Origin of the sequence: Halomonas fontilapidosi (genome assembly GCF_014192285.1) — a bacterium.
Taxonomy (GTDB): domain Bacteria; phylum Pseudomonadota; class Gammaproteobacteria; order Pseudomonadales; family Halomonadaceae; genus Halomonas; species Halomonas fontilapidosi.
This window is the reverse complement of record NZ_JACHXQ010000006.1, coordinates 204359-226257: the sequence shown is the minus strand read 5'-3', so window position 1 is coordinate 226257 and position 21899 is coordinate 204359. Positions and strand designations below refer to the sequence as shown.

Below are 21899 nucleotides of genomic sequence, written 5' to 3'. Positions count from 1 at the left end.
GACCTGCCTCCCTCAATAGTGGCTCTGTGTTGGTGCCTCAACCTCAACGTAACCCACGACGTTGAGGAGGGGCAGGTCAATCCATGATGTCTACAGGTGATCCGTGGCCGCCTGCGCGGGGCCCGGATGGTCGGCCCCGGGCAGACTGGCTCCGGGAAAGCCCAGCTGGCGCCAGGCCTCGAAGACCACTACCGCGCAGGCGTTGGAAAGGTTCAGGCTGCGGCTCTGTGCCAGCATGGGAATACGCAGGCGCCGGGATTCGGGCAGGGCATCGAGCAGCGCCTGGGGCAGGCCGCGGGTCTCGGGACCGAAGACCAGGGCATCCCCCTCGCGATAGGCGGGCTCATGGTAGCCGGTGCGCCCGCGGGTCGAGACGGCAAAGACTCGTTCGGGCGCCACGTCCTCCAGGAAGGTCGCCCAGTCGGCATGCACCTGAACCCGCGCCCACTCATGGTAGTCGAGCCCGGCGCGCCGCAGACGCTTGTCATCCAGCGCGAAGCCCAGCGGCTCGATCAGGTGCAGGCGAAACCCGGTGTTGGCGCAAAGGCGGATCAGGTTGCCGGTATTGGGGGGAATCTCCGGCTGGTAGAGCACCACGTCGAGCATCAACGACTCCTGATATGAAGGACACGCAACGCACTCGGGCCCCGATGGGGGCCCGAAGAAAAAGCGCCAGGCGCCGGCGGCTGGCGTGACGCTCAGCCGCCTCCCACACCATAGCGAGCGCGGTAGGCGCGGATCGCCTCGGCATGGGGCTGCATCGCTTCGCCGGCATGGGCTTCGAGGTACTCGAGCACCAGGTCCAGGGTGACGATGCTGACCACCGGCATGTCATAGGCGGCCTCGACCTCCTGGATGGCACTTTGCGGCTTGATGCCACCCTCGGCCTGGCCGCGCTCCTGGCGATCCAGGGCGATCAGCACGCCGGCCGCCCGGGCGCCAGCACCCTCGATCAGGCCCATCACCTCGCGGATGGCGGTACCGGCGGTGATCACGTCGTCGATGATCAGCACCCGCCCCTCGAGTGCGGCTCCGACAATGTTCCCCCCCTCACCGTGATCCTTGGCCTCCTTGCGATTGAAGGCATACGGCAGGTCGCGGTCATGATGGTCGGCCAGCGCCACAGCGGTGGTGGCCGCCAGCGGGATGCCCTTGTAGGCCGGGCCGAACAGAACGTCGACCTCGAGACCGCTGGCCTGGATGGCCCGGGCATAGAAGCGCCCCAGCCGCGCCAGGGCACCGCCGGTGCGGAACAGGCCGGCATTGAAGAAGTAGGGGCTGACCCGACCGGACTTCAGGGTGAACTCGCCGAAGCTCAACACGCCCTGCTCGATGGCAAACTCGATGAACTCCCGCTGGTAGTCTTGCATGCGCTGCGCGCCGGGCTGGTCCGCCACGGGGCCTCCTATCTCCACGCTCTAGGGCCTATATCACGTCGATCGACGGGGGCCATTTACCCAAACATCGAAACGTCGGGTATCATACACGCGCGACGCAAAAGGGACCATGTATGAAAATCGCCACCATCAATGTCAACGGCATCCGCGAGGCCGTCGGTCGAGGCTTTCTCGACTGGCTGGCCGGCCAGGACGCCGATGTCGTCTGCGTGCAGAACCTCAAGGCCAAGAGCTTCGAGCTGGACGACAGCATCCTCTACCCGGAAGGCTACGAGGGCTACTTCCTCGATGCCGAAGAGGACGGTTTCTCGGGGGTCGGCCTCTATTGCCGCAAGATCCCCAAAGCGATCATGTACGGGCTGGGCTTTCCCCAGTGCGACCATGAGGCGCGCTTCCTGCAGGCCGATTACGACCGCTTCAGCATCGCCAGCTTCCTGATGCCGGATGGCAGCGACGTTGCCGCCAAGCAGACCTTCATGGCCCAGTACCAGGAGTATCTGTCGAAGATGGCCCGCAAGCGGCGCGAGTACATCATCTGCGGCACCTGGCACATCGCCCACAAGACCATCGACCTGGAGAACTGGGCCGACAACCAGACTACGCCCGGTTTCAAGCCGGAGGAGCGCGCCTGGATGGACCAGGTGTTCGGCCCCACCGGCTTCATCGATACCTTCCGCGAGATCAATCGCGACGCCGGCGAGTACACCTGGTGGCCGAAGCTCGACCAGGAAGTGCCGCGCTCCCGACAGGAAGGCTGGCGGATCGACTACCAGATCGTCGGTCCCGAGTTTCGTCGCCACGTGGTAGACGCCTGGATCGACTACGACGCCACCTTCTCGGAGTTCGCCCCGCTGATCGTCGAGTATGATCTGACGATCTGAGTAAGATCCCTTCGTCGCCGTTCCGGCTTGCCCGGAACGCATCGCGCCGGCCCTCGGGCCGGCGCGATGCGTTTTAGGGGGCGAGACGAGGGCTCGACAGCACCTCAACCAACAGGACGGGTCAGCCGCGAATCCCCAAGGCCGCACGCTGGTGCTCGAACAACTCGTTACCGGCCTTCTCGGCCAGGTCGAGCATGGCGTCGAGCTGGGCACGACTGAAGGTGCCGGCCTCGGCGGTGCCCTGCACCTCGATCAGCCCGCCCCCTTCGGCCATCACCACGTTCATATCGGTATCGGCGCTGGAGTCCTCGGGGTAGTCCAGATCGACCACCGGCAGCCCCTTGAACAGCCCCACCGAAACCGAACTCACCAGCTGGTGGAAAGGGTCGCCCTTGATCAGCTTCTCGCGCTGCAGGTAGCGGATGGCATCGATCAGCGCCACACAGCCGCCGGTGATGGAGGCGGTACGGGTGCCGCCATCGGCCTGGATGACGTCGCAGTCCACGGTGATGGTGAATTCGCCGAGCTTCTTGAGATTCACTGCCGCCCGCAGCGAGCGACCGATCAGCCGCTGGATCTCCAGGGTACGACCGCCCTGCTTGCCGCGGGTCGCCTCACGGCCGCCGCGGGTGTGGGTGGCCCGCGGCAGCATGCCGTACTCGGCGGTCACCCAGCCCTGCTTCTTGCCACGCAGCCAGCGCGGCACGCCAGCTTCGACACTGGCGTTGCACAGCACCTTGGTGTCGCCGAACTCGACCAGCACCGAGCCCTCGGCGTGGCGGGTATAATCGCGGGTGAGACGGATCTCGCGGGACTGGTCGGGGGCGCGTCCGCTGGGACGCCGGATCTCCGAAGACATGGCACCTCTCTTGAACCGGAATGATGACGGGAAGTCGTGCTGTGGAATGGCGGCCATTCTACACGCTCTGGTCTACACGGTCTGGCTGCGGAATCGGTTACAATGCGGGCCCTAGCACATAACGCGTCATCGGGAGGCTCCATGGCCCACAGCATGACCGCCTTTTCACGTCAGGATCGCGACATCGCGGCCGGCACGCTGCAGCTCGAGCTGCGCTCGGTGAACCAGCGCTACCTGGAACCCCACTTCCGTCTGCCCGAGACGCTTCGCGACCTGGAGCCGATGTTCCGCGAAGAGCTGCGCGCGCACCTGGCCCGAGGCAAGGTCGAATGCACCCTGCGCTTCGATCCAGCCGAGACCGACACCAGTCTCGAGGTCAATCGCGAGCGACTCGAGGCACTGATCGACGCGCTCGCCCAGATCCACGAGAAGGTGCCCCAGGCGCCGCTGCCCGATGCCCTTAGCCTGCTCGGCCACCCGGGCATCCTGGAGAGTCGCAGCCCCGACATTGAGGCCGTCAAGCAGGAGGCGCTGGCGCTGTTTCAGGACGCCCTGGACGACCTGGTCGCCGGCCGCGCCCGGGAGGGCGAGAAGCTCGCCGCGCTGATCCGCGAGCGGATCGCCGCGGTTAACGACCAAGTGGCCGAAGTGCGTCGGCTGATGCCGCAGATTCTCGAACGCCAGCGGGCCCAGCTGCTGGAGCGGCTGGAGGCGATCCGCGCCGAGCTGGACCCCCAGCGGCTCGAGGCCGAGCTGGTGCTGCTCGCCCAGAAGGCCGACGTTGACGAGGAGCTCGACCGCCTGGCCACCCATGTCGCCGAGGTAGAGCGCCAGCTCGGTCAGCCGGGCCCGGTGGGGCGCCGCCTGGATTTCCTGATGCAGGAGCTCAACCGCGAAGCCAACACCCTGTCGTCCAAGTCGGTGGTGGCGGCCACCACCCGCTGCGCCGTGGAGCTCAAGGTGCTGATCGAGCAGATGCGCGAGCAGATCCAGAACATCGAGTGATGCCCACGGACATCCATCATCATAAAGTCGTTCACCGATCGCTTAACGCGGGCAGGTGAGCGCACACCAAGCGGCCTTCATCCCTTCGCCCCCTGGACGCCCGAGGAAGAACGGCCTGGTGGAGCGCTTCAATGGCCGCATCAGCGACGTGCTGGCGACTCGGCGCTATACCTCCGGCGAGGACCTGGAGCAGACGCAAAAAAACACTACACCTGGCTGTACAATCACTATATCCCCCAGAAGGCGCTGCACCATCAATCACCGATTGCCGCGATGATAGAATGGGAGGCTAAACGGCCAGCGCCATTTATCAAGCGAGTAGTCAATCACCCGGGACCCTACATCTACCACTGCGTGACTGTTCAACCCGGCTGAATACGGACATATCACAGGAACACCACATAAAAGTGGATACCTCCCATGCGTGATTGGCTGGAGCGACATCAATCCTGGCTCTATTTATTCAGTGCCCTGGCAGGCCTGGCCATCGGGCTGAGCCAGCCGGACATGACCTCCCGGTTGGAAACGATCCTGTGGCCCCTGCTTGGGGGATTACTCTATGCCACCTTCACGCAGGTACCGCTGATACGAATCGGCCAAGGCCTCACGGACTGGCGCTTTCTAGCGGCCCTGTTGCTCGGCAACTTCGTGGTCATCCCCCTCATCCTGGGTGGGCTAATGGCGCTCCTTCCCGTGTCCCCCGTTGTTCAGGCCGGCGTGCTACTCGTTCTCCTGGTGCCCTGTACAGACTGGTTCATCAGCTTCAGCCATCTCGGTAAGGGGGATGCCGGCCGCGCCATTGCCGCGGCACCCCTTCTTCTTCTCGTGCAGCTGGTAGCTTTACCCCTCTATCTCCGGCTCTTCCTGGGCGCGGAGTGGTTTCAGGCGGCTATCAGCGCCCACCTCCTCAGTGCGTTTGCCGGCTTAATTCTCACCCCCTTAGCCCTGGCCTGGCTGACCGAACGTTTGGCCGAGCGCAGCCTCCATGCCAAGCGTCTGGTTCATGGCCTTGGCATACTGCCCGTGCCGCTGCTGGCGTTGGTAGTCTTCGCTATCGCGGCATCACAGGTGACGACCGTCACCGGCCGCACCGAGATATTGATACAGGTACTGTTGATCTTCGTCGGCTACTTGATCTTCGCTGCCTTGCTTGGCAGGACCTTCGGTAGACTGTTCCAGCTTCCCACGCCCTCGGCCAGAACCCTGACTTTCAGCTTCGGTACACGAAACTCTTTCGTGGTGTTACCTATCGCCCTGACGCTGCCCGAGGCATGGCAAGCGGCCGTGGTCGTCATCGTCTTCCAGTCGCTGGTCGAGCTGTTCGGCATGGCGGCCTACCTGCGCTGGGTGCCGGGTAAGTTGATCCCAGATCGCTAGCCGCACGGCTCAGTGGCGCCACCTCTCGACACGCCTGACAATCTGTCATCATGGCGCTGACCAGAGGGTGGTTCACCGGCCCGAGCACCCTTCAATAGCGTTGCGCTTGGAACTTGAGACCGCCGTGCATCATCAATCACCGATTGCAGTAATGCGGGAATGTCAGACCAAATGCCCTGTGTTATTTACCAAGCGGATGGTCACTCACACGGGACCCAACACCTACACGCAAAGAGCGCTTACGGCCGCGGCAGCACCTCGGCCAAGGCTCCCAGGCAGGCATCGATTTCCTCAGTGCTATTGTAGTGAGCCAGCGAGATACGGGTGACCGCCTTCAGCCCCAGCGGACGCAGGATATTGCCTGAGAAGACATCGTCGCTGCGTGCGTGGACGCGTATTCCCCGTTCGCCGAGTTCGGCAACGATATGCTTGGCATCGACTCCCTCGACGGCAAATGACACGACCCCCTCACGCTGTGGCGCATCCGCCGGTCCAATCAGATGCAAGCCGGGATAGTCGCAAAGCCCCGGCAGGGTCATACCACCGTGTAACAGCCGGTACACCAGGGCACGTTCATGGGCTTGCATCGCCTGTCCCGCAGCCAGCAGGCGTGCGCGGCGAGACGCCACGTCAGCAAAGTGGGTACCGAGCCAGTCGAGATAGTCGACCATCATGCTGACTCCGACCAGGGCCGAAGGGTCACGGCTGCCCAGTTCCCAGGCATCGGCAGGCTTACCCGACAGCCGGTCATGCTCGACAACGCTCAAGCGACTGGAGAGCCAGGCATAACCGTTGTTGAAGCGGCAATACGCCTTGTAGGGAGAAATCACGTAGGCGTCGACTCCGTACTCATCGACGGCTAGGAAACCATGTGGCGCATGCTGGATGCCGTCGACGATGATCATGCACTCGGGGGCCACGGCCCGAATGGCCTGTGCGATCTCGGCAATATCCATGCTCATGCCGGTGACCGGGCTGGTATGCAGGATCGTGGCTATGCGGGTGTCGGGACGCACGCAGTCAGCGTAGTGCGCCGCCGTCACGCGGCCAGTATCAACATCGAAGGGTACTTCGATCCAGTCGCGCTCGGTACGCCGCGCCCACTGCGCAGTCGCATCGAACGTCGCCGGGTGCTCCACGGCACTGGAAACGATACTGCCGCCTGCCTCGGCGGAAAGCGCTGCTGCACGAATCACCCGGAACAAACACTCGGTTCCTGACTCACCACCGAAAATGACCCCGCTGCTGGCGCCGAAGAACGTCGCTAGATCTTCTCGCCCAGCGGCGACAATCTCCGACATGGCACGGGAGGCCGGATTATCACGGTGCTCGTTGTCGGGAATGCCAGCGACCTCTGCGCCACGTGTCACCACCGACGCGAGTGTTAAAGAGCCACCAGCATTTTCGAAGAAGATACGCTTGCCGCTATAAGGGCAGATATCGACATGCAAGAAGCGTTGCCGCACCTGTGCCAGCAACTCTTTAGGAAGGAAGGCGCCTTCCGGCGGATAGGACTGCATGGGGGTCGTAAGGGAAGTTGGCTTCGGTGTCATGTTGTGTATCTCAAGTGTCAGGTACAGGTATGCCCAGGTCTGCGAAAAGGCCGTGAGAATCAGCGCTGGAGCTTTCGACGTCGCCATTGAATCCAGAGCGGATAGGCCACCGCCAGAACCACCAACAGGCATAGCGTCAATGACAGCGGACGGGTGAAGAAGGTGGTGAGGTCCCAGTGGGCGATCTGCATGGAGCGGCGGAAGTTGACCTCGAGGATCGGCCCCAAAATGAGGGCAATCACTAGGGGAGCGGCCGGATAGCGCCAGCGTTCCATGAAGTAACCCACCACGCCGAAGGCAACTGCCAGCCAGACATCGAAGACCGCGTTGCGGAGCGCATAAGTGCCTATAACACTGAACACCAGGATCATCGGCCCCAGCACAGCGCCCGGCACTTTAGTCACCACCACCAGGTAACGACACAGCCAAAGCCCCAGCACAGCGAACAAGACGTTGGCGAACAGCAGCGAGAGGATCAGTGTGTAGGTCGTCTCGGCATGATGGGTGAACAGACTCGGCCCCGGAATCAGGCCATGAATGGTCAGCCCGCCGACGAAGACCGCCGTGACAGCGTTACCGGGAATACCCAGCGTCAGAGTGGGAATCAGCGTGCCGCCGGTCACAGCGTTATTGGCCGATTCCGAGGCTGCCACCCCTTCCAGTTCTCCCTTACCGAAGCGCTCTGGGGTCGACGAGTGTCGGCGCGCTTCGTTGTAGGAGATGAAGGAGGCGATGCTGGTCCCGGCACCGGGCAGTATCCCCACCACCGAACCGATCACCGAGGAGCGTAGCATCGTGCGCAAACTGCGCCGGATATCGTGCCATAGCGGCAGGCCGCGTCCCTTGAGCTTTTGCTCCTTGCTCGTCAACACGCCTCCGCCGGCGGGCACGCAGAGGTTGAAGGCCTGGGAGACCGAAAAAAGTCCTATCAGCACCGGCAATAGCGGCACTCCCTCGAACAACTCGCTCTGACCAAAGGTGAAGCGCTGCACGCCGGTAAAGGCATCCAGTCCCACGGTGGCCAACACCAACCCCACCGCTGCCGACAGCACGCCCTTGAGCGGCCGGTCTGACGCCACGCCGACGATGGTCACCAACCCGAAGATCGCCAGTACGGTATATTCCTGGGGACCGAACGCCAGCGCGACCGTGGAGAGAGGCGGAGCAATCGCAATCAGCACGATCACACTGAACAGCCCGCCGAAGAGAGAGCCTAGTGTCGCCATGCCAAGCGCTTCCCCTCCACGGCCAGCTTCGGCCAAGGGATAACCATCGAGCGCAGTGGCGATGGAAGCGTCGGTGCCTGGCGTGCGCAGCAGGATCGCCGTCACCGAACCTCCATAGACGGAGCTGACGTACACCGCACCCAGCAGGATCAGCGCCAACTCCGGCGGCATGCTGAAAGTGATCGGAATGCACAGCGCAACGCCCATCGTGGACGAGAGCCCCGGCAGCGCGCCGATGGTCATGCCGGCCAGAGTGCCAAGAAGCAAAGTCAAAAGAGCCATCGGCGCCATCACGTTGCCGAGGGCGGGGAGCAATACATCCATGGGTATCTCTCGAAGTGATCTCGGCTATCGCTAGTCAACCAACCAGCCGGCGGGCAGCGGCACGGTCAGAAGGTGCACAAAGACCACATAGATGAGGGCAGAAAAGGTGATGGCGATGGTCAAGGCCGCCGCCCACCGCAAGTGACCCAGCCACCGCAAGCTGGTAAGCAGGAATAGCGGTAGCGCCACGAACGTTCCGACGGTCACCATCAGCCCCAGTAGTCCTAGAATACACAGGCTCCAGACGGTGAAGCGCTGCCAGGGCAGGGTAGGAGGTAGTTCGTCGGGGGGCCGGCTGCGCAAGGTGTCCAGGCCAATTCCCAGACAGGCCAGGAGTCCTAGCGTGCCAGCGATCGCGGGGAAGAGCCCCGCGTCGCCGCGCATCCCAAGGCCCACGACCACGACAACGCCGCATAAAACACCCATCAGCATTGCCACGCCACGGTCGATAGTGTCGAGGGTCATGGAACAATCCTCTTGCTAGCCGCCGTTCACTGCTCGATCCAGGGATCTTTCTCCCAGAGCGACTTCAGTCGATCATGGCTATCGTTGATGAAGTCGACGTAGTCCTGCCCGTAGATGGCATTGATCGGCATGTTGAGCTGATCCATCTCAGCCTGGAATTCCGGGTTCTCGACGACGTCGCGCGTAACGGCCAGAAGCATGTCGTAGACCTCCTGGGGCACGCCCGCCGGCACGGCGAACCCGCGCGATGCAGCGGCCTGAACGTCATAGCCCTGTTCCTTGCCGGTGGGCACGCCGGCGATGGGTTCGACCCGCTCGTCGGCCCATACCGCCAGCCCACGCACCTTGCCATCCTGGATCTGCGCCGCCGCTTCCGACATGTTGCCCTCGAAGGCACTGATATGGCCGCCCAGCAGCGAAGCGGTCGCTTCCGCATTGCCGTTGTAGGCCACGAAGCTGAGATCGATACCGGCTTCCTCGGCAAAGTTCAGCGCGGCAAGGTGATCATCGCCACCAATCCCCTCGTGGGAAATGATGACGGACTGCGGATCATCCTTCACCGCCGCGACCAGGTCATCCAGAGTCTGGTAGGGGCTATCGGCAGAAACCGCCAGCACGCCCGGGTCAGTGATCACGTTGGCCAAGGGCCGGATCTCATCGAGGGAGTAACCGACGGTTTCTTCACGAGTAAAGGGGTAAACTTCCACCACCGGCGAGTTGATAAGGCCAATGGTGTAGCCGTCAGGGTCGGCGTTGGCCAGGTGCACCCAGCCTATTTCGCCGCCGGCGCCAGGCCTGTTGACCACCACTATCCGCTCGCCTAGCTCCTCCTCGGCATATTTGGCAAAGATTCGCGCCATGGTATCGGTGCTGCCGCCAGCGCCGAAGGCAACGATCATCTCGATCGGCTTGGAAGGGTAGTCTGCCGCCATGGCCGACGTACTCAGGCCACCCACCAGGGCCGTCGCGACCGCTCCCACCAGTACCTTTCGCATCAACTTGGATTGCACCTTCATCGCCTTACTCCTTGTTACTGTTATCGTTTCCGAGCCATACAGGCGACCCGTCGTGGCCACATCCACTGCCTGACGCCTCAGAGCATGCCCCAACCAATTAATAACAGCCCAAAGTTTCAAAAAAGCGAATAATTTTCATAAAATATCAGTCGTAATTTTCATGAAAGGTGTTGCCATGCTGACTCTCACGCAGCTCGAATCCTTCATCCAGGTCGTCGAGCTCGGCACCTTCGAGCGAGCCTCCCAGCGACTTAATGCGACTCAGTCCACCGTTTCCAAGCGTATTTCCGAACTCGAGCAGGCCACCGGCCTATGTCTTTTCGACCGTTCGCGGCGCAACGCGCGACTGACTGAGGAAGGCGAGCAGTTGCTGGAACTCGCCTACAAGTCGATGGAAAACGCAAAACAGATTCTTGAGCTCAATGCACAGTCGGAGCGTCGCCTCCACCGTGTACGTATCGGCTTCACCGAGCTGACCGCCCTGACCTGGCTCCCGGACTTTCTTCGGGACTACACCCTCGAGCGTCCTGACATCCGCTTAGATATCACCATCGACATGAGCCGCAGCCTTTATCAACAGTTTCAGGACGGCGAGTTGGATCTGGTGGTAATCCCGCTGGTCCCAGAGGCTTTCTCTCAACCGGGTGTCGAGACACGACTGTTGGAAGAGGTGGAAATGGCCTTCATGGCAAGCGAGTGCCTGGTGGATGATGGTAGCGGGCCGTTGCCCATCAGTGCGTTGGAGCGTTACCCCCTCATCGGTCAGGGCAAGCACTCCTTGTTCGCGCAGAACATCAATCGCTGGCTCTCCCACCAAGGCATGCCCACTGCCACCTTGACCACCGACAACCTGCTGGCGCTGGTCGGCCTTGTGACAGCGGGGAGGGGCATCAGCGTGCTACCGCAACGCTGCGTTCAACACCTCACCCGGGCACAGGGACTGCAAACCTTAGAGACCACACCGCGAGTGCCCTCAGTCGGCTACTACGCGCTCTACCACGGTGGGGTGCGCATCCAACTGTTCGAAACACTAGCCCGACGACTCGCCGAGGCAGCCGACTTCACCCGACCCTTCTTCATCTCCAGCGTAGATCTGGCTCACCATGTAACGGGCCTTGCCCGTAATGACTGAACGGGTCTAGTCAACAGCCAAACAAGCCAGCGGTCGTGCAGCAATGCGCTCAATCCCTAACGTCGGCAAGGGTGTTCCCGGAGGATGACTCCGGCGCCCCTCGATACCGTCAGTGCTGCGCTGACTGCTTGATTTCAGGCTACAAAGGCGTCCGACATACTTGGTTGCGGCCCTCACGCTTGGCGTTATAGAGGCAGGCGTCGGCGCGTTCCATCAGCGTCAAGGCGCCCTCAGCCGGTCGCAGGCTCGCCACCCCCAAGCTGATGGTGATGGCGAGCCCATCGAGTGGGGTTTGCGCTACCAGCTGACGCACCCGCTCGGCCAAGGTGCTCGCGCCCTCCAGGTCAGTTGCAGGCAGCAGCAGACAAAACTCCTCGCCACCCCAGCGGTAGAGGCTATCGCTGGCCCGCAACCAGGCCGAGACCCGCTGAGCCAGCTGCCTCAGGATCTTATCGCCGCGTTCATGGCCATGGGTGTCATTGACCCGCTTGAAGTGATCTACATCGAATAACACCACCGACACCTCGCTCCCATCGCGTCCCGCCGCCCGCAGGCACCGCGCCATGTCGTGGTCAAAGGCGCGGCGGTTCCCCGTACCAGTGAGATGGTCATGCAGGGCCTGTCGGTTGAGCTCAAGCTCGCGACTCTTGCGCTCGCTGATGTTATGGAACATGGCCACATAGTTGACCAGCTCCCCGCTGTCATCCGTCACCGCGGTGATCGATTCCCACACTGGGAAGATGTTGCCCTGGTGATCCAGGTTCCATATCTCACCCTGCCAGTGGCCACGCTCCTCCAGCTCTTGCCACAGGCGAGCATAGAAGGCCTCGTCATGGCGGCCGGACTGAAAAAGGCGCGGCGTCTCACCGACCACCTCCTCGGCGTCATAACCGGTAATCTCGCTGAACGCCCGATTGACGCGCACGATGCGCTGTCGGGCGTCGGTGACCAGCGCCGCCTGGCCAGTCTCGAAGGCGGTGGCCAGCAGGCGCAGCTCATGCTCCTGCTGCTTGCGCTGGGTGATATCTTCCTTGACGGCCACGAAGCTGACGATGTCACCAGCGGCATTGCGCACCGGGGTGATAATCTCGTATTCCCAATAGAGCTCACCGTCCTTGCGCCGATTGAGTATTTCACCCTGCCAGACCTGGCCGGCACGCAAGGTGGACCACAGCGACTCATAGACACGGGGATCGGTGAGACCGGACTGGATGACCGCCGGGGTTCTACCTATCAGCTCATCGCGCCTATAACCAGTTACCTCGAGGAAGCGCTGATTCACGAACAAGATCACGCCCTGGGTATCGGTAATCGCCGTGGCGGCCGGGCTCTGCTCCACCGCGGTATAGAACTCCTCGAACCAGCCGTTTACCTGGGGAGGCATTTGCATACTCATTCCTTCATCCAGCAGCCCGGCATGGCCGCATGATTCACGTTGCACCGCTTGCTTCGGGCAATGCCATCGGCAGTTGGCGCAGTTCCCGGGGCTCGATGCCGTCGGTCACCACCATGTATTCCATCGGGTGGGCAAGGATGATCATACCTTGAACGATCGCCACCCTGTCATGGCTGTTCAATATGTGCTGTACAAGGTTTAGCCAGTTTAAGCGACCTGTTTGGTAAACCCCTCAAGATAGGTTCGAGTCGGCTCCGGCTACAGTCCGGGCGCCATTATGTGCGATACTCCGCCCTTTGCGCAGCCGCTACACCAGCTCACCATCCGTTGTAACGTCGGGGACCCCTGCTCATGGCCCAAGGTACGCTGTTCATCGTTTCCGCTCCCTCCGGTGCCGGCAAGACCAGCCTGGTACGCGAGTTGATCGAAAGCCTCGACGGCATCCAGGTCTCGGTCTCCCACACCACCCGCGAGCGCCGCGAGGGCGAAGTGGACGGCGTCAACTACCACTTCGTGGACGTGCCGGCCTTCGAGGCGATGATCGAGCAGGGCGACTTCTTCGAGTACGCCAGGGTCTTCGACAACTACTACGGCACCTCGCGACGCACCGTGGAGAAGATGCTCGCCGCCGGCCAGGACGTGATTCTGGAGATCGACTGGCAGGGCGCCCGCCAGGTTCGCCAGCAGTTGCCCGATGCCGTCTCGGTGTTCATCCTGCCCCCCTCCCGGGAAGAGCTGGAGCGCCGGCTGTCCAGCCGCGGCACTGACGAACACGCGGTAATCGCCCGACGCATGCGCGATGCAGTGGAGGAGATGTCCCATCATGACGAGTACGACTACCTGGTGGTCAACGACGACTTCACCACGGCCCTGCGCGAGCTGCAGTCGCTGGTCATCGCCCGTCGCCTGACCCGCGAGAAGGTGAGTGAGCATTATGCCCCGCTGCTTGCCGCGCTCTTGTCATAACCTCAGCAGCGACACTTGCCTTGACATCGGCAGCAGCGACTGTCGTGACTCGAGGAGCAGTGCCTGTCCTGCCCTGCCATGGCGCTTGTCAGGGCAACCAGGCGTCGAGTAATCTATCGGGTCTACTCATCGGTAAAATTTCCGGGGCGTCACGACGCCGGCCGGACTTTTGCCCGTCAGCACTGTTCAGGAAGGCATCCATGGCACGTGTCACCGTCGAAGATTGTCTGGAAAACGTCGAAAATCGCTTCAAGCTGGTGATGATCTCCACTCACCGTGCCCGCCAGCTGGCGCGCGGCTCCCGCGACGCCCTCTTGCCCTGGGAGAACGACAAGCCCACCGTCATGGCGCTGCGCGAGATCGCCGACGGGCTGGTCGACGCCAGCGTGCTCGACGAGCCCGTCGAGGCAGCGCCGGTGCGCGTTCGACCCGAATTCGAACCGGGCAGCCACGTCGAGGAGTGATTCTGCTCCTCCCGGCGCAGGAGCACTTCCCCTCAGGGCCCTCACGCAGCAGTCAAGGCGCGTCGCATGTTCACCATCGATGACCTGGCCGACCGACTCGGCGGCTACCTCCCCCAGGATGAGATCCGCCAGGTCAGGCGCGCCTTCTATTACGCCGAGCAAGCCCACGATGGCCAGCGCCGCCGCTCCGGTGAGCCCTACGTCACGCACCCGCTGGCGGTAGCCAACATCCTGGCCAATATGCACATGGACTATCAGAGCCTGATGGCCGCCATGCTGCATGACGTCATCGAGGATACCGGGGTCTCCAAGAAGGCGCTGGGCGAGCAGTTCGGCAAGCCGGTCGCCGAGCTCGTCGACGGCGTCTCCAAGCTGACCCAGATCACCTTCGAGGACAAGGCGGTCGCCCAGGCCGAGAATTTCCAGAAGATGGTGCTGGCGATGTCCCGGGACATCCGGGTGATCATCGTCAAGCTGGCCGACCGCCTGCACAACATGCGCACCCTGGGTGCCCTGCGCCCCGAGAAGAAGCGCCGCATCGCCCGCGAGACGCTGGAGATCTACGCCCGCATCGCCAGCCGGCTGGGCATCAACACCATCCGCGTGGAGCTCGAGGACCTCTCCTTCCAGGCGCTCTACCCGATGCGCGCCGAGCGCATCAAGCGCGCCGTCTCCAGCGCCCGCGGCCATCGCCGTTCGACCATCCGCCAGCTGCAGAGCAGCCTCCAGCAGAGCCTCGACGACGAGGGGTTGCCGGGCACGGTGATCGGCCGACAGAAGCACCTGCTGTCGATCTACCGCAAGATGCGCGACCAGCGGAAGTCCTTCGCCGAGATCATGGACGTCTTCGGCTTTCGCATCATCACCGAGGACGTCGACAGCTGCTACCGCATCCTCGGCGTGGTCCACAACCTCTACAAGCCGGTGCCAGGGCGCTTCAAGGACTATATCGCCATCCCCAAGGCCAACGGCTACCAGAGCCTGCACACCACCCTGTTCGGCCGGGGCGGCATGCCCATCGAGGTGCAGATCCGTACCCGCGAGATGGAGGCCCTGGCCAACAACGGTATCGCTGCTCATTGGCTCTACAAGGCGGGCCAGACCGAGCACCCGATTGCTCAGGGCAGCCATGCGCGTGCTCGTGCCTGGGTCAAGGGCCTGCTGGAGATGCAGCGCCATGCCGGCGACTCTCTGGAGTTCATCGAGCACGTCAAGAACGACCTCTTCCCCGATGACATCTACGTGTTCACGCCCAAGGGCGACATCATGGAGCTGCCCCAGGGCGCCACGGTCATCGACTTCGCCTACAGCGTGCATACCGACATCGGCAACAGCTGCATCGCCTGTCGCATCGACCGCCACCTGGCTCCGCTCTCCACGCGTCTGGAGAGCGGCCAGACCCTGGAGATCATCACCGCCCCGGGCGCACGCCCCAACCTGGCCTGGCTCAACTTCGTGGTGACCGCCAAGGCGCGTTCGGCGATCCGCCACGCGCTGAAGCACCAGCAGCATACGGAGGCGGTTCAACTCGGACGTCGCCTGCTCAACAAGGCCCTGGCGCCGTTCGAGACCAGCCTGGAGGAACTGCCCGAAGGCCTGCTCGACAGCCTGCTCAAGGAGCATTCGCTCAAGGGCGAGGAGAGCCTGCTGGAGTCCATCGGGCTGGGCACGCGGGTGGCCCATGTGGTCGCTCGCCGACTGATCGACCTGCAACAGGGCAAGACGGGCGAGCCTGCCGAATACCTGGCACGGGCACAAGGCCCCATCGTGATCAGCGGCGCAGAGGGCATGGTGATCAAGTTCGCCCGCTGCTGCCGCCCCCTGCCCGGCGACCCGGTGGTTGGTCATCTCTCGGCGGGCAAGGGCATCGTCGTCCACCGCGCCGAGTGCCGTAACCTCGCCGAACTCAGGAACGACCCGGACAAGCTGTTTGCCCTGGAGTGGTCCGACGACATCGATGAGGACTTCCCTGCCGCGCTGCGCCTGGAGATGGAGAGTCGCCGTGGCCTGGTGGCGGAGCTGGCCGCGCTGGTCACCGACGCCGGTGCCAACATCGAGCGCATCGGCATCGAGGAGCGCGACGCACGACTGTCGATCGTCAACCTGATCCTCGCGGTACGCAACCGCGTGCATCTGGCCCGCATCATCAAGCGCTTACGCAATCTCGCCCATGTAGGCCGCATCACCCGCCTCGGCAACTGAACCCTTTTCGCCCGCCCGCCGCTCGAGGCGGCGGGCGGGCTATTTCCCTTTCACGACGCTGGACCGCAAGGAGAATCACCATGAGCAACAAGGCTGTGATCAACACCGACCAGGCCCCCGCCGCCATCGGCCCCTACTCCCAGGCCATCAAGGCCGGCAACACCGTCTATCTCTCCGGCCAGATTCCACTGGACCCGACCCGCATGGAACTGGTCTCCGACGACTTCGAAGCCCAGGCTCGCCAGGTTTTCACCAACCTCAAGGCCGTCTGCGAGGAAGCCGCCGGCACCCTGCAGGACGTGGTCAAGCTCAACCTCTATCTGGTCGACCTGGACAACTTTGCCGTGGTCAACAAGGTGATGGAGGAGTTCTTCGACAAGCCCTACCCGGCCCGCGCCGCCATCGGCGTCAAGGCGCTGCCCAAGGGAGCCCAGTTCGAGGCCGAGGGGGTCATGGTCATCGGCGACTGAGGCCAGGGCGTGAGACTCTTCCTGGCGCTGACGCCGCCTGACGGACTACGCGCGCGGCTCGGCAAACTGGCCGAGCTCGCACAGGCCCACTGCGGTGGCCGGCGCGTGCCGGAAGACAGCCTGCATCTGACGCTGGCTTTTCTCGGTGAGCAACCCGCCGAGCGGGCCAAGACGCTCGGCGACTGGCTTCGCCAACAGGCAGTCCGCCCGGGAAGCTGGCACCTCGACCGCTGGGGCCATTTTCAACGGCCAGGTATCGTCTGGGTGGGAAGCTCACGGCCGACAACGGCCCTGCAGACCCTTCAGGGTGAGTTATGGACCGGGCTGGAGGCACTCGGCGTCAAGGGACGTCCCGAGCGGTTCATCCCGCACATTACGCTGCTCCGCAAGGCCACACGCCCGCCGGGCCCTGAACTTCCCTGCATCGACATGCCATGGGTCTATACTCGAGTAGAGCTAATACACTCTGTCGTTACGCAACAGGGCAGCCACTATCGCACTCTTGCACGGAGCATCCTGCCCGAGGAGACGCCATGATGCCTCGACTTCGCCATCTCCCGATACTTGCCGCCCTCACGGCCTGTCTCGTTGTACCTCCCGCCAGCGCAGCCCCCAGTCTCGAGCTGGGTTCCACCAGTGAAGGTACCCCGGCAGTTGGCCTCAAGTTCGACTGGATGCATGACCTCAGCGACTGGCACCCGGCCCTCGACCTGCGCCTGGCCACCGGCCTGCTGCTGCTGCCAGGCGATGATGGCGATGACAATGCCGCCTGGACGCTGACACCGGCGCTGCGCTACTCCTTTGCCGGTGGCAGTGCGTTCCTTGAGGCAGGTGTCGGCGCCGGGCTGTTCCTCGAGACACAGCTGGAATCACAGCGGCTCTCGACCGCTTTCCAGTTCGAGAATCGCCTCGCCCTCGGCATGCGCTTCGCTTTCGGCGGAGAACTCGGTGCCAGTGCCGCGCACTACTCCAATGCCCGGCTTGACCTGCCCAACGAAGGGTTCGAGATCTATTCACTGATCTATCGCCAGCCGCTCTAGCTCAGGCATCCGCTGGCGCGTGAAAAAGTGGCTCGCGTTAGCTCAGCGCGGGGTCTGCCGGCAGGAAACCGCCCTCGCGCAGCACGTGGCTGTAGCCCTCCCGATAAGTGGGATAACGGAAGCGATAGCCGCTTTCGATCAGCCGGGTATTGTCGCAACGCTTGCTGGCGCGGCGTCGCAACGGTGACTGGATGGTCTCGGTGGCCTCGACCTTGAGCTGCGTTGCCAGCCAGGCCATCACCTCATGCAGGGGCGCCGGTTCGCAGTCGCTGCCGAGGTAGAGTGCCTCGAGCGACTCGCCGGCGAGGTGCCGACCGATCAGGTGGGCCAGCACCCCGGCGCAGTCATCGCGGTGAATGCGATTCGAATACATGACGGGGCTCGAGGGGGCGATGCGCCCCTCACCGACCTGGCGAATCAGGCGGTCACGGCCCGGGCCGTAGATGCCCGAGAAGCGCACCACGGTGCCCGGCAGGTCATGATGGATCAGCGCCTGCTCGGCCTCGTGCATCAGCAGGCCCGAGAAACCCGAGGGCTCGATGGCGCTGGTCTCGTCGACCACCTCGCCATCACGCTGGGCGTAGACGCTGGTCGAGGAGACGAAGAACACCCGCCCGGGCGGCGAATTGCGGCCGGCGAATTCGGCCAGTACCGCGGTCAAGCCGTCAAGGTAGGCGGCGCGATAGGCTGCCTCGTCGAAGCGGTCGGCGCTGACCACGTAGACCAGCGTCTCGGCGTCCGGCAGCCCGACCAGGGTGGCAGGATCGTTCAGGTCGACCGCCACGGCCTCCAGTCCGCTGCCTTCCAGTGCGCGCGGATGGCGGCGCGCCCCGATCACCCGGTGCCCTGCTTCGCGCAGTTCGCGTCCCAGGGCCATGCCAATGTCACCGCAGCCCAGAATCAGTGTCGTCGTCTTCACCTTTTGCTCGCCCCCTGATAAAAAGTCCCTATTGGCATTATTGTGTCCCTGTGCATTGGGGCGAGATCATCGGAACCTTCACCCATTTCGCAAGAGGATGCCTGCCGGCACCACAATGACTCTAACAGAACTCCGCTACATCGTGACACTGGCCCAGGAGCGCCATTTCGGACGCGCGGCGGAGCGCTGCTTCGTCTCTCAGCCGACCCTCTCGGTGGCCGTCAAGAAGCTCGAGGAGGAACTCGGCGTGGCGCTGTTCGAACGCTCGAAATCCACCGTGCAAGTCACTCCGCTGGGCGAAAAGATCGTCGAACAGGCCCAGCGCGTGCTGGAACAGAGTAGCGTCATCAAGGAACTCGCCACGGCCGGCCGTGACCAGCTGGCGAGCCCCCTGCGCATTGGCGCCATCTACACCATCGGCCCCTATCTCTTCCCTCATCTGATCCCCGAGCTCTCCCGGCGTGCCCCGCAGATGCCGCTCTACATCGAGGAGGGCTTCACCGGCAACCTGCGCCGCAAGCTGCGCAGCGGCGAGCTGGATGCCATCATCATCGCGCTGCCCTTCACCGAGACCGACGTGGTCACCAAACCGCTCTACGACGAAGCCTTCGAGGTACTGCTGCCGGCCGACCACCGCTGGGCCTCGCGGGAGAGCATCGACAAGGAGGACTTGCTGGAGGAGCGTCTGTTGCTGCTCGGCGAGGGCCACTGCTTCCGTGACCAGATCCTCGAGGCCTGTCCGGCGATCAGCCACCAGCTCGCGAGCCCCTCCAACACCCTCACCGCCGAGGGCGGCTCGCTGGAGACCATCCGCCACATGGTGGCCTCGAAGCTCGGCATCACCGTGCTGCCCCACTCGGCCATCGGTACCGGCCACTACGAGAGCGGTATGCTGATCAGCCGACCCTTTACCGCCCCGGCCCCTTCGCGGACCGTGGCCATCGCCTGGCGCGCCAGCTTCCCGCGGCCCCGGGCCATCGATGCCGTTACCGAGGCGATCGCACACTGCCGCCAGGCAGAGCTCGACACGGCATGAGCACCGACCCGACGTCTCTTGATGCCCCCGTCACCGACCTCAAGGGCGTTGGCGAAGCGCTGGGGGCGAAGCTGGCCCGATTGGGCATCGAGCGCGTCAGTGACCTGCTGTTCCACTTGCCGCTGCGCTATCAGGACCGGACCCGGATCACACCCATCGCCACCCTGCGCGCGGGCCATGAAGCCGTGGTGGAAGGCGAGGTGGTCGCCGGCGAGATCGTGCAAGGGCGGCGGCGCAGCCTGCTGGTGCGCCTGCGCGACGGCTCCGGGATCCTCAGCCTGCGCTTCTTCCATTTTTCCCCGGCACAGCAGCAGCAGTTCCAGGCCGGCGTTCACGTGCGCGCCTTTGGCGAGGCCCGCGCCGGGGCCACCGGCCTGGAGCTCTACCACCCGGAGTACCGCCTGCTGGCCGGCGGCGAGGCCCCGGTGGAGGACCACCTGACGCCCATCTACCCGGCCACCGAGGGCCTCCACCAGACCCGACTGCGGGCGCTGATCGACCAGGCCCTGGCCCGCCTGGATGCCGCCCCGGGCGCCCTCCCCGACGGCATTCCCGCCCCCCTACGCCAGCGCTTCGGCCTGCCCGAGCTTCACCACTGCCTGGATACCCTGCATCGTCCGCCGCCAGAGGCCGACGCGGAGCAGCTGGCAGCTGGCCGGCACCCGGCGCGGCGCCGCCTGGCCCTGGAAGAACTGCTCGCCCATCGGCTCAGCCTGCAGGAAGTGCGCCAGCGCATTCAGGAGGACGGGGCCCCGGCGCTACCCGGCGGGCGCAGCCTGCAGGCGCGCTTTCTGACCCAGCTGCCCTTCGCGCTGACCGGCGCCCAGCGCCGGGTGCTCGACGAACTCGCCGCCGACCTGGCGCGTCAGGTGCCGATGCTGCGACTGGTGCAGGGCGACGTGGGCTCGGGCAAGACGGTGGTCGCCGCCATGGCGGCGCTCTCGGCCATTGCTGCCGACTGCCAGGCGGCGATGATGGCCCCCACCGAGATACTGGCCGAGCAGCACTACCGCACCTTCAGCGCCTGGTTCGAGCCGCTCGGCATCGAGGTGGCCTGGCTCTCCGGCAAGCTCAAGGGCAAGGCGCGCCTCGACACCAAGGCGGCCATCCAGGACGGCCGGGCGCGCATGGTGGTGGGGACCCACGCGCTCTTCCAGGGGGATGTGCACTTCCAGCGCCTGGGGCTCGCCATCATCGACGAGCAGCACCGCTTCGGCGTCCACCAGCGTCTGGCGCTGCGCGAGAAGGGCGAGGCCGGGGGCCTCACGCCCCACCAGCTGGTGATGACCGCCACCCCGATCCCGCGCACCCTGGCGATGAGCGCCTATGCCGACCTGGACGTCTCGGTAATCGACGAGCTGCCCCCGGGTCGGACCCCGGTGAAGACGGTGGTGATGCCCGACGAGCGGCGCCCCGAGGTGATGGCACGTATCCGCCACGCCTGCGCCGAGGGGCGACAGGCCTACTGGGTCTGTACCCTGATCGAAGAGTCCGAGGCGCTGCAGTGCCAGGCCGCCGAGGCGACCCACGACGAGCTCGTCGAGACCCTGCCGGAGCTCGCCATCGGCCTGGTCCACGGGCGCATGAAGGCCGGCGAGAAGGCCGCGGTGATGGCGGCCTTCAAGGCCGGCGAGCTGGACCTGCTGGTGGCCACGACGGTGATCGAGGTGGGAGTCGACGTGCCCAATGCCAGCCTGATGATCATCGAGAACCCCGAGCGCCTGGGCCTCTCCCAGCTCCACCAGCTGCGCGGCCGGGTCGGGCGCGGTGCCGTCGAGAGCTTCTGCGTGCTGCTCTATCACCCGCCGCTGTCGGCCCACTCCCGGGAGCGCCTGGCGGTGATGCGCGAGACCACCGACGGCTTTCGCATTGCCGAGAAGGACCTCGAGATTCGTGGCCCCGGCGAGGTGCTGGGCACCCGCCAGACGGGGCTTGCGCAGATGAAGATCGCCGACCTGGAGCGCGACGCCGACCTGCTGGATCGCATTGCCCCCCTGGCTGAGGCGCTACTCGTTGAACACCCTGAGGCCAGCCGCCCGCTGATCCGGCGCTGGCTGGGAGAGGAAGCGGGACGCTACGGACAGGTGTGACGGCCCAAAGCTGCCAAGCTGCCAAACAGAGGATCAGGGTAGGGACGTTAGGGAGTAAACGGTCAGGGGTTTCCTTGGCGC

Annotated in this window: 21 protein-coding genes and 1 pseudogene; 13 read left to right on the top strand and 9 right to left on the bottom strand. The window is 64.1% G+C overall.

Annotated elements, in window-relative coordinates; translation table 11 throughout:
• Nucleotides 1-90: 90 nt before the first annotated feature.
• On the bottom strand, nt 91-606 hold the full coding sequence (gene trmL / locus FHR95_RS10900) for a tRNA (uridine(34)/cytosine(34)/5-carboxymethylaminomethyluridine(34)-2'-O)-methyltransferase TrmL (protein WP_183314383.1): 516 nt from the start codon (nt 604-606) through the stop codon (nt 91-93).
• Between the two features lie 92 nt (nt 607-698).
• Nucleotides 699-1370, bottom strand: a complete 672-nt coding sequence (gene pyrE, locus FHR95_RS10895; protein WP_183314391.1) for an orotate phosphoribosyltransferase — start codon at nt 1368-1370, stop codon at nt 699-701.
• Nucleotides 1371-1510: 140 nt separating this feature from the next.
• Here pyrE and FHR95_RS10890 point away from each other — a divergent pair, with 140 nt between their 5' ends.
• Nucleotides 1511-2278: an exodeoxyribonuclease III gene (locus tag FHR95_RS10890; protein ID WP_183314382.1), complete on the top strand. Its 768-nt coding sequence runs from the start codon at nt 1511-1513 to the stop codon at nt 2276-2278.
• 121 nt (nt 2279-2399) lie between these two features.
• On the opposite strand, the gene rph is transcribed toward FHR95_RS10890, so the two are convergent.
• Nucleotides 2400-3137 carry a ribonuclease PH gene (gene rph / locus FHR95_RS10885; protein WP_040183547.1) on the bottom strand — a complete coding sequence of 246 codons (738 nt, stop codon included), beginning with the start codon at nt 3135-3137 and terminating at the stop codon, nt 2400-2402.
• 141 nt (nt 3138-3278) lie between these two features.
• Here rph and FHR95_RS10880 point away from each other — a divergent pair, with 141 nt between their 5' ends.
• The 3 genes and pseudogenes from FHR95_RS10880 (at nt 3279) to FHR95_RS10870 (ending at nt 5519) form a co-directional block, all read left to right on the top strand.
• Nucleotides 3279-4142 carry a YicC/YloC family endoribonuclease gene (locus tag FHR95_RS10880; protein WP_040183549.1) on the top strand — a complete coding sequence of 288 codons (864 nt, stop codon included), beginning with the start codon at nt 3279-3281 and terminating at the stop codon, nt 4140-4142.
• Between the two features lie 24 nt (nt 4143-4166).
• Nucleotides 4167-4517, top strand: a pseudogene (locus FHR95_RS10875) (integrase core domain-containing protein); the annotation flags it as partial.
• A gap of 45 nt (nt 4518-4562) precedes the next feature.
• Nucleotides 4563-5519 carry an arsenic resistance protein gene (locus tag FHR95_RS10870; RefSeq protein WP_183314381.1) on the top strand — a complete coding sequence of 319 codons (957 nt, stop codon included), beginning with the start codon at nt 4563-4565 and terminating at the stop codon, nt 5517-5519.
• 239 nt (nt 5520-5758) lie between these two features.
• Here the strand turns inward: FHR95_RS10870 and FHR95_RS10865 are convergent, their stop codons facing one another.
• The 4 genes from FHR95_RS10865 to FHR95_RS10850 all read right to left on the bottom strand — a co-directional run bounded on the left by FHR95_RS10865 (nt 5759) and on the right by FHR95_RS10850 (nt 10169).
• Nucleotides 5759-7039 carry an aminotransferase class V-fold PLP-dependent enzyme gene (locus tag FHR95_RS10865; RefSeq protein WP_183314380.1) on the bottom strand — a complete coding sequence of 427 codons (1281 nt, stop codon included), beginning with the start codon at nt 7037-7039 and terminating at the stop codon, nt 5759-5761.
• Between the two features lie 92 nt (nt 7040-7131).
• Nucleotides 7132-8622 (bottom strand): tripartite tricarboxylate transporter permease, encoded by a 1491-nt coding sequence (locus FHR95_RS10860; RefSeq protein ID WP_183314379.1) that lies wholly within the window; start codon nt 8620-8622, stop codon nt 7132-7134.
• Between the two features lie 30 nt (nt 8623-8652).
• Nucleotides 8653-9087 carry a tripartite tricarboxylate transporter TctB family protein gene (locus FHR95_RS10855; RefSeq protein ID WP_040183558.1) on the bottom strand — a complete coding sequence of 145 codons (435 nt, stop codon included), beginning with the start codon at nt 9085-9087 and terminating at the stop codon, nt 8653-8655.
• 26 nt (nt 9088-9113) lie between these two features.
• Nucleotides 9114-10169: a tripartite tricarboxylate transporter substrate-binding protein gene (locus FHR95_RS10850; RefSeq protein WP_183314378.1), complete on the bottom strand. Its 1056-nt coding sequence runs from the start codon at nt 10167-10169 to the stop codon at nt 9114-9116.
• A gap of 94 nt (nt 10170-10263) precedes the next feature.
• Between FHR95_RS10850 and FHR95_RS10845 the strand changes: the two genes are divergently transcribed.
• Nucleotides 10264-11235, top strand: a complete 972-nt coding sequence (locus tag FHR95_RS10845; RefSeq protein WP_183314377.1) for a LysR family transcriptional regulator — start codon at nt 10264-10266, stop codon at nt 11233-11235.
• Between the two features lie 139 nt (nt 11236-11374).
• On the opposite strand, the gene FHR95_RS10840 is transcribed toward FHR95_RS10845, so the two are convergent.
• Complete coding sequence (locus tag FHR95_RS10840) at nt 11375-12625, bottom strand: sensor domain-containing diguanylate cyclase (RefSeq protein WP_246378512.1); 1251 nt, start codon at nt 12623-12625, stop codon at nt 11375-11377.
• 357 nt (nt 12626-12982) lie between these two features.
• On the opposite strand from FHR95_RS10840, the gene gmk reads away from it, so the two are divergent.
• The 6 genes from gmk (at nt 12983) to FHR95_RS10810 (ending at nt 17773) form a co-directional block, all read left to right on the top strand.
• The gene (gmk, locus tag FHR95_RS10835) at nt 12983-13597 is read left to right on the top strand and encodes a guanylate kinase (RefSeq protein WP_040183559.1); all 615 of its coding nucleotides are present in this window, start codon (nt 12983-12985) and stop codon (nt 13595-13597) included.
• Nucleotides 13598-13797: 200 nt separating this feature from the next.
• Entirely contained in the window at nt 13798-14061 is a 264-nt protein-coding gene (gene rpoZ / locus FHR95_RS10830) for a DNA-directed RNA polymerase subunit omega (protein ID WP_040183560.1), read from the top strand.
• 66 nt (nt 14062-14127) lie between these two features.
• The gene (locus FHR95_RS10825; protein ID WP_183314375.1) at nt 14128-16263 is read left to right on the top strand and encodes a RelA/SpoT family protein; all 2136 of its coding nucleotides are present in this window, start codon (nt 14128-14130) and stop codon (nt 16261-16263) included.
• Between the two features lie 80 nt (nt 16264-16343).
• A complete protein-coding gene (locus tag FHR95_RS10820; protein ID WP_183314374.1) occupies nt 16344-16733 on the top strand; it encodes a RidA family protein in 390 nt (129 codons plus the stop codon).
• Nucleotides 16734-16742: 9 nt separating this feature from the next.
• Nucleotides 16743-17270: an RNA 2',3'-cyclic phosphodiesterase gene (gene thpR, locus FHR95_RS10815; RefSeq protein ID WP_183314373.1), complete on the top strand. Its 528-nt coding sequence runs from the start codon at nt 16743-16745 to the stop codon at nt 17268-17270.
• Nucleotides 17267-17773, top strand: a complete 507-nt coding sequence (locus FHR95_RS10810; RefSeq protein ID WP_183314372.1) for an acyloxyacyl hydrolase — start codon at nt 17267-17269, stop codon at nt 17771-17773. Before thpR ends, FHR95_RS10810 begins: the two co-directional genes overlap by 4 nt.
• Nucleotides 17774-17810: 37 nt before the next feature.
• On the opposite strand, the gene FHR95_RS10805 is transcribed toward FHR95_RS10810, so the two are convergent.
• Nucleotides 17811-18692: an NAD-dependent epimerase/dehydratase family protein gene (locus tag FHR95_RS10805; RefSeq protein ID WP_183314371.1), complete on the bottom strand. Its 882-nt coding sequence runs from the start codon at nt 18690-18692 to the stop codon at nt 17811-17813.
• Nucleotides 18693-18807: 115 nt separating this feature from the next.
• Between FHR95_RS10805 and FHR95_RS10800 the strand changes: the two genes are divergently transcribed.
• Both FHR95_RS10800 and recG read left to right on the top strand, forming a co-directional pair.
• Nucleotides 18808-19728 carry a hydrogen peroxide-inducible genes activator gene (locus tag FHR95_RS10800; protein ID WP_040183567.1) on the top strand — a complete coding sequence of 307 codons (921 nt, stop codon included), beginning with the start codon at nt 18808-18810 and terminating at the stop codon, nt 19726-19728.
• Nucleotides 19725-21818, top strand: coding sequence for an ATP-dependent DNA helicase RecG (gene recG / locus FHR95_RS10795; RefSeq protein ID WP_183314370.1), 2094 nt, complete (start codon nt 19725-19727; stop codon nt 21816-21818). The genes FHR95_RS10800 and recG overlap by 4 nt, the downstream gene beginning before the upstream one ends.
• Nucleotides 21819-21899 lie beyond the last annotated feature (81 nt).

Bases quoted from the DNA above. Each gene is read 5' to 3' on its own strand.
- FHR95_RS10820 (WP_183314374.1), top strand. From the start codon at position 16,344: ATGAGCAACAAGGCTGTGATCAACACCGACCAGGCCCCCGCCGCCATC.
- gmk (WP_040183559.1), top strand. From the start codon at position 12,983: ATGGCCCAAGGTACGCTGTTCATCGTTTCCGCTCCCTCCGGTGCCGGC.
- pyrE (WP_183314391.1), bottom strand. From the start codon at position 1,370: ATGCAAGACTACCAGCGGGAGTTCATCGAGTTTGCCATCGAGCAGGGC.
- FHR95_RS10855 (WP_040183558.1), bottom strand. From the start codon at position 9,087: ATGACCCTCGACACTATCGACCGTGGCGTGGCAATGCTGATGGGTGTT.
- FHR95_RS10800 (WP_040183567.1), top strand. From the start codon at position 18,808: ATGACTCTAACAGAACTCCGCTACATCGTGACACTGGCCCAGGAGCGC.
- FHR95_RS10890 (WP_183314382.1), top strand. From the start codon at position 1,511: ATGAAAATCGCCACCATCAATGTCAACGGCATCCGCGAGGCCGTCGGT.
- rph (WP_040183547.1), bottom strand. From the start codon at position 3,137: ATGTCTTCGGAGATCCGGCGTCCCAGCGGACGCGCCCCCGACCAGTCC.
- rpoZ (WP_040183560.1), top strand. From the start codon at position 13,798: ATGGCACGTGTCACCGTCGAAGATTGTCTGGAAAACGTCGAAAATCGC.
- trmL (WP_183314383.1), bottom strand. From the start codon at position 606: ATGCTCGACGTGGTGCTCTACCAGCCGGAGATTCCCCCCAATACCGGC.
- FHR95_RS10825 (WP_183314375.1), top strand. From the start codon at position 14,128: ATGTTCACCATCGATGACCTGGCCGACCGACTCGGCGGCTACCTCCCC.
- FHR95_RS10870 (WP_183314381.1), top strand. From the start codon at position 4,563: ATGCGTGATTGGCTGGAGCGACATCAATCCTGGCTCTATTTATTCAGT.
- recG (WP_183314370.1), top strand. From the start codon at position 19,725: ATGAGCACCGACCCGACGTCTCTTGATGCCCCCGTCACCGACCTCAAG.
- FHR95_RS10860 (WP_183314379.1), bottom strand. From the start codon at position 8,622: ATGGATGTATTGCTCCCCGCCCTCGGCAACGTGATGGCGCCGATGGCT.
- FHR95_RS10865 (WP_183314380.1), bottom strand. From the start codon at position 7,039: ATGCAGTCCTATCCGCCGGAAGGCGCCTTCCTTCCTAAAGAGTTGCTG.
- FHR95_RS10840 (WP_246378512.1), bottom strand. From the start codon at position 12,625: ATGCAAATGCCTCCCCAGGTAAACGGCTGGTTCGAGGAGTTCTATACC.
- FHR95_RS10845 (WP_183314377.1), top strand. From the start codon at position 10,264: ATGAAAGGTGTTGCCATGCTGACTCTCACGCAGCTCGAATCCTTCATC.
- FHR95_RS10810 (WP_183314372.1), top strand. From the start codon at position 17,267: ATGATGCCTCGACTTCGCCATCTCCCGATACTTGCCGCCCTCACGGCC.
- FHR95_RS10880 (WP_040183549.1), top strand. From the start codon at position 3,279: ATGGCCCACAGCATGACCGCCTTTTCACGTCAGGATCGCGACATCGCG.